The sequence below is a fragment of the Candidatus Schekmanbacteria bacterium genome (genome assembly GCA_016219965.1).
Lineage (GTDB): Bacteria > Schekmanbacteria > GWA2-38-11 > GWA2-38-11 > J061 > JACRJM01.
This window is the reverse complement of the sequence record JACRJM010000016.1, coordinates 1-5121: the sequence shown is the minus strand read 5'-3', so window position 1 is coordinate 5121 and position 5121 is coordinate 1. Positions and strand designations below refer to the sequence as shown.

Annotated in this window: 10 protein-coding genes; 8 read left to right on the top strand and 2 right to left on the bottom strand. The window is 39.8% G+C overall.

All coding sequences use genetic code 11. From position 1 onward, the window contains the following. The first annotated feature begins 190 nt into the window (after window positions 1–190). The 8 genes from HZA77_16095 to HZA77_16060 all read left to right on the top strand — a co-directional run bounded on the left by HZA77_16095 (window position 191) and on the right by HZA77_16060 (window position 4171). Complete coding sequence (locus tag HZA77_16095) at window positions 191–355, top strand: DUF433 domain-containing protein (GenBank protein MBI5376955.1); 165 nt, start codon at window positions 191–193, stop codon at window positions 353–355. A gap of 212 nt (window positions 356–567) precedes the next feature. Next, window positions 568–768 carry a hypothetical protein gene (locus HZA77_16090; GenBank protein MBI5376954.1) on the top strand — a complete coding sequence of 67 codons (201 nt, stop codon included), beginning with the start codon at window positions 568–570 and terminating at the stop codon, window positions 766–768. 384 nt (window positions 769–1152) lie between these two features. Beyond that, window positions 1153–1371 (top strand): hypothetical protein, encoded by a 219-nt coding sequence (locus HZA77_16085; protein ID MBI5376953.1) that lies wholly within the window; start codon window positions 1153–1155, stop codon window positions 1369–1371. A gap of 340 nt (window positions 1372–1711) precedes the next feature. After that, window positions 1712–1996: a DUF4258 domain-containing protein gene (locus HZA77_16080; GenBank protein ID MBI5376952.1), complete on the top strand. Its 285-nt coding sequence runs from the start codon at window positions 1712–1714 to the stop codon at window positions 1994–1996. Further along, window positions 1993–2193, top strand: a complete 201-nt coding sequence (locus HZA77_16075) for a hypothetical protein (protein MBI5376951.1) — start codon at window positions 1993–1995, stop codon at window positions 2191–2193. Before HZA77_16080 ends, HZA77_16075 begins: the two co-directional genes overlap by 4 nt. 54 nt (window positions 2194–2247) lie before the next feature. After that, complete coding sequence (locus HZA77_16070; protein MBI5376950.1) at window positions 2248–2484, top strand: hypothetical protein; 237 nt, start codon at window positions 2248–2250, stop codon at window positions 2482–2484. A 455-nt stretch (window positions 2485–2939) separates the two neighbouring features. After that, complete coding sequence (locus tag HZA77_16065; protein ID MBI5376949.1) at window positions 2940–3161, top strand: hypothetical protein; 222 nt, start codon at window positions 2940–2942, stop codon at window positions 3159–3161. Between the two features lie 254 nt (window positions 3162–3415). Continuing rightward, a complete protein-coding gene (locus HZA77_16060) occupies window positions 3416–4171 on the top strand; it encodes a hypothetical protein (GenBank protein ID MBI5376948.1) in 756 nt (251 codons plus the stop codon). A gap of 57 nt (window positions 4172–4228) precedes the next feature. On the opposite strand, the gene HZA77_16055 is transcribed toward HZA77_16060, so the two are convergent. Together HZA77_16055 and HZA77_16050 are read right to left on the bottom strand one after the other, a co-directional pair. Continuing rightward, window positions 4229–4450 carry an SBBP repeat-containing protein gene (locus HZA77_16055; GenBank protein MBI5376947.1) on the bottom strand — a complete coding sequence of 74 codons (222 nt, stop codon included), beginning with the start codon at window positions 4448–4450 and terminating at the stop codon, window positions 4229–4231. Then, window positions 4428–5121 (bottom strand): IS3 family transposase (locus tag HZA77_16050; protein MBI5376946.1); only part of this gene is annotated, 694 nt, incomplete at its 5' end. The genes HZA77_16055 and HZA77_16050, both read right to left, overlap by 23 nt.

Here is a 5121-nt window from a genome sequence, read left to right as displayed (position 1 = left end):
TTTTACATAAGTTCACATAAATATGTGTATCACATCTTTACGTGAACTGTCAAACCAATGTCAGTTGTCATGAAAGAACCGGAAGACCTTTGGGAAGTGAGGCGTTCATTAAGAATCTTGAGATACAATTGAACCGTTCTTCGAGAAAGAGAAAACCTGGACCAAAGATAACGAATTAATATAATTATGTATGGTGTCCCCGCGGAATCGGAAGGTAAGTCTTATCCTTGGATATTTAGCGTCAGGAAATACTGTCGAAGAGATTATAGCGGAGTTTCCAGACCTGATAAAGGAACAGATTATTGCATGCCTTGATTATGCACGTGACTTATCAGAATTTGAGGTTGCTGTTTAGTGAGCTTAGGATTCTTTGCAGACCATTGATCAAAGGGAGGTCACGATGTACATAGGATAGAATACTGGCAAAGCTAAGCTTAAAGCTAAGCTTAAATTGACATGAATATCTCATTTTGCTACATTAACTTCAGAAAATAAATTTCCTTAAGAAAGAATATGGTGTAATCCTCTCAAGTTCTTATTCAGAAAGATGTATTCGGAGGGATGAATATGACAAGAGTTGAGCAACTAGAACATGAAATCAAAAAACTTAACCGTGCTGACTTCGAAGTTTTCCGGAACTGGTTCCTCGAATACGAAGCAAATGCGTGGGACCAGCAGATTGAAGAAGATGTTCAGGCTGGAAAGCTTGACAAACTGGCAGAAGAAGCCCTTGCGGCGCACAAAGCCGGAAGGACAAAGGAGCTTTGAAGCACTTTGCTTCTCCTGATTTCTGGGCCTGCTATCGGCAACTTCCGGCAAATGTGCAGGAACTGGCGGACAGAAATTTCGAACTTTTAAAAGCTGACCCGTTATACCCATCACTTCATTTCAAAAAGATTGGCAATTACCGATCCGTCCGTGTAGGTCTTCACTATAGAGCACTGGCAATCGAAGTTACAGAAGGATTACTCTGGTTTTGGATCGGAAGTCACGCTGATTATGATAAACTCATGGGCTAACAACCGTATGTTCCCGGCAGTTTACTCCATCGAGTATCTCTTATCTATTCTAACTGGCAACTGATGATCTGATGAGTAATGTTTCTGATTTCATGAAGGCGTGGGGAAAAATCTCTTGTAAGGGGGTGCGTATATGGAAATCTACGAAAAGGTAAGAAGGTATCTTTATGAAAATATAGGCCACATGACAACCGCAGGCACACCGAAATATGACGTCCTTCAAAACCGCAATATCCCCACTAAACGGGAGATGCTGAAGGTCGCTGAGCTTGAAATGGAGAAGCTTCCGTTCCTCTACTACGGAACAAAGAAAGAGCTTGCGGAGCAGAAGATCAAACCAGTGGTTATCTGAACGATAGGAGGGACAATAGCGACAGCGCCCGATTATTTCTTGAACAGGGATGTATTTACAAATCGTTGTCCCATTTTTTGCTTTTACACTTCAGGATAAACAGAATTACGTACGGTGTCACCGGAATTCTCTCTCAAGATAGAATTAGGCACGTCGAAAACTTGACATACAAATGACTTCATCATATAGTTCAGACGAACATAGTATAAGTATAAAAGTAAATATGTGAGTCTTCTGACGTAGGGAAATAGTAGCAAGCGGAACAGAGGTCATAGTCGATAAGATTGACGACAACGTACCCGGAAATTAACCGAAAAATAGTTATAGGAAAGACGATATAGTGAATGTCCGGTATTATGTTGATCCAGAGACAGATTTGCCCCACATCTCCGGTCATAATATTAAGGAGATGGAAGTTGAGGAAGTTTTGTCAAATCCCGGCGAAGACCGCCCAGGCAGAGAAGGATCGAGGATTACTATTGGACGTACTTTGAATGGACGTTATCTCAGGGTAATATATGTTCCTGACCAGGAACCGAACAGTGTCTTTGTTATAACAGCCTATGAACTGCGTGGCAAGCCTTTAATCGCATATCGCCGTCGCAGAAGGAGGAAACAAAAATGAGACAGAATAAATTTCCACCAGGATGGGACTTAGAACGTGTAAAAAGGGTACTATCTCATTATGAACCGCAGTCAGAGGAAGAAGCGGTAGCCGAAGACGAAGCAGCATTTGAAACACCGGGTCAGACGGTTATGGAAGTACCTACAGAACTGGTTCCAGCAATCCGTAAGCTAATTGCAAAGCACAAAGTTGCATGAAATTAGCTGCCACAAATCATTCAACAGTGACACAGAGGGGCTTCGTAAAAAGCCGTGGCAATTGCAATCTGCAATCTCAATCTCAATCTGAATCTGGGGACAGCGCCCATTATTCCCCGGAACTGGCGTGAATTTCTATCAGGAGATGTCAGCAAAGAAACAGCAGAAGTGATCAGTTGTCATGAAAGAACCGGGAGACCCTTGGGAAGTGAGACCTTCATTAAGAATCTTGAGTTACAATTGAACCGTTCTCTGAGAAAGAGAAAACCTGTGCCAAAGATAACGAATTAAAATAATTATCATGGATATCCCCGGAATTATTCGTAGTCCGAGCTTTTTTGTCCATTACTTTGTACCATTTGAATCGTATTTTACCACAAAAAGGTCGTTGCTACCGTTGCCAGCATTTGTATTCCCATCAAGCCCACCAGCAGGGAGAGGAGCAATCAATTGCAACATTTCAGCATGTGATGTACAATACTGCAGATTTTTGAATAAAACGGGATTGAGGAATTACTAAATAGGATGTCAGAAAGTGAAAGGTGTTTGCAACTTACTTAATAGTTAGGCAACAAGAAAGGAATAATGAAATTGCATAAGACCTTATTTTTATTTTTCAGCTTCTTGATTTATTTTTTTCCTGCGATAGCTAATGGATTGGAACCTGAGGCGAATCAACGCGAAGAAATTATTAATTTTCTTCAAACTCCCCAACAAATTAGTCATCTCGACTGGATGATTCTTCAATGGGAAGTTCAACTACAAAATACAATTGTAAAAAAGCGTCATTAGATGAATTTGAAGCAAGAGAAAATTGCCAATTTAATCCAATTAGATTTGATAAAGAGAGCAGCGCAATAAGGGTCCCAATCTTGTGTATGGACGACATTTTAAAGAATTCAAAACAGAAACGGCTTGACATAATTGAAGAGTGGGCACTGCGTTATTTAAGACTTTTTGATATCTAGATATGGTCTGGCATTAAAGTATCAAAAGAAACTCACGACCAACTAATAAAAATATTCTCGTTTGATGCTACAGCCGTGATTACAGATCAAAAAGGTAACATAGTTGAATTAGTTGAAATCGGTTCATATGAATTTGGTGAGAAAAAACTTCCTAATAAAGGGAAATAATGGCCTATCAACTCAGTACAGTTGACCTTCAGCAACGGAACTACCTTAGGCAGCTGATTTTCAATATTATAAATAGAGGCACATGAATGAAGAAACATCTCGCCAGTTTTAGAAAAGGCTGGCAAAGTGAAAATCTTGCCAAATACATATTATCTAATTTTGCATTTATATCACAGCCGTCAACTATTGCAGATGATTTAGGCTCTGACTTTTTTTGTGTTATATTTGATATTATCCCTAATGGAAAAACCAAATTCCTTGTCCCTAAAGAATCTTTTACAATTCAAATAAAAAGTAACAGAAAATCTTATTATATAACGGGCAAGACTGAATATCTGAAAAGTTTAGGGATTCCATTTTTTGTTGGGGTTTGTAATAGAAGAAGTCAAGTGTTGGATTTTTATTCAGGAGAGTACCTTATTCCATTTTTTGTTGATGAACCATCAGCAGAAAAAATAAAAATTAAACTATGTGAAACGGATGACTGTAAAGAAAATCAATACACCGAAAAAAATAGTGAATTTACTCTAAAATTTCCAAAACTTTTTACTATTAGCTCTGATCATGATTCTCCTGAGTTCAAGAAAGCAATTAAAAATCTTTCAAAAACATGCCGGGCAATATCTCGTAATATTACCCGAAGGAACAACAAAGAATACATCTTTTTTGAATCCTTCTCGAATAATATCATACTTGTTTCAAATAAAAAATTAATAAAGGAATCAATAGATGCTCGACTTAATAAAATCTTCTTTGAACTTGCTTATATAATAGAAAACGACTACATAGATGTTGACTTGAACAAATATGAAAAAATCATGGATTCATTGAGAAAATTATAATTTACAATAAGTTAGATGTACCATAAGATAAAAAGGGTCAATTTGGTTATGGGTGGTTCACTGCTTTTCCCCTAAGAAATCATACTTCACAATAAAAATGTCATATCTACCCAAATACGTATTTCCATCAAGGCCACCTTCTGTAGTCCCAGTAATATAAATATTACCCGATTTGTCCGTCGTTATGCCTTCAGCAACATCATGACTACTCGTACCTATTTGTCTTGTCCACTGCTTTACACCACTTGCATCAAACTTAATTACAAAAACGTCCTCCATGCCTGAACCCGTACTGGCTCAGAACGTCTTTAAAGGCATTACAGGCATACTGAACCCCTCTGTCTGAATGAAATATGAGACCCGATGAAGGCCTACGGCCTATTATAGCTTGAGAGAGTGCCCTGATAACAAAATCCGCTGTCAGACGATCGCTCATTGACCAGCCCACTACCTGGCGGGAGAAGATATCCATGATTACTACCACGTACAGCCATCCCTCCAGCGTCGGAATGTAGGTTATGTCAGAGGCCCAGATCTTATTAGGTCTATCTGTATGAAACTTCTGCTCAAGCAGATTCTCCGCCACAGGCAGATTGTGCTTTGAATTGGTCGTTGCCTTAAACTTGCGTCTGCTCCTGGCTACTATGCCGTTACTCCTCATGAGCCTGGCCACACGGTTCTTGCCGCACCTGATGCCCTTGGCACGCAGGTCCTCGGTAATCCTTGGGCTCCCATAGATCTCCTTACTCCTCTTATGCGATTCCTGTATCTCCATCAGCACCTGATCGTTCTCCCTCTGTCGCCTCCTCTGAGGCCTCTTCCTCCATCCATAATAACCGCTCCGTGACACTCCTAACACCTTACACATCCTCTCCACCCTAAACTCGGAGCTATACCGGTCTATGAACCGGTACTTCATTTCGGGTGTTTTGAGAAGATGGCCAACGCTT

Bases quoted from the DNA above. Each gene is read 5' to 3' on its own strand.
- HZA77_16055 (MBI5376947.1), bottom strand. From the start codon at position 4,450: ATGGAGGACGTTTTTGTAATTAAGTTTGATGCAAGTGGTGTAAAGCAG.
- HZA77_16085 (MBI5376953.1), top strand. From the start codon at position 1,153: ATGGAAATCTACGAAAAGGTAAGAAGGTATCTTTATGAAAATATAGGC.
- HZA77_16060 (MBI5376948.1), top strand. From the start codon at position 3,416: ATGAAGAAACATCTCGCCAGTTTTAGAAAAGGCTGGCAAAGTGAAAAT.
- HZA77_16095 (MBI5376955.1), top strand. From the start codon at position 191: ATGGTGTCCCCGCGGAATCGGAAGGTAAGTCTTATCCTTGGATATTTA.
- HZA77_16075 (MBI5376951.1), top strand. From the start codon at position 1,993: ATGAGACAGAATAAATTTCCACCAGGATGGGACTTAGAACGTGTAAAA.
- HZA77_16090 (MBI5376954.1), top strand. From the start codon at position 568: ATGACAAGAGTTGAGCAACTAGAACATGAAATCAAAAAACTTAACCGT.
- HZA77_16065 (MBI5376949.1), top strand. From the start codon at position 2,940: ATGGGAAGTTCAACTACAAAATACAATTGTAAAAAAGCGTCATTAGAT.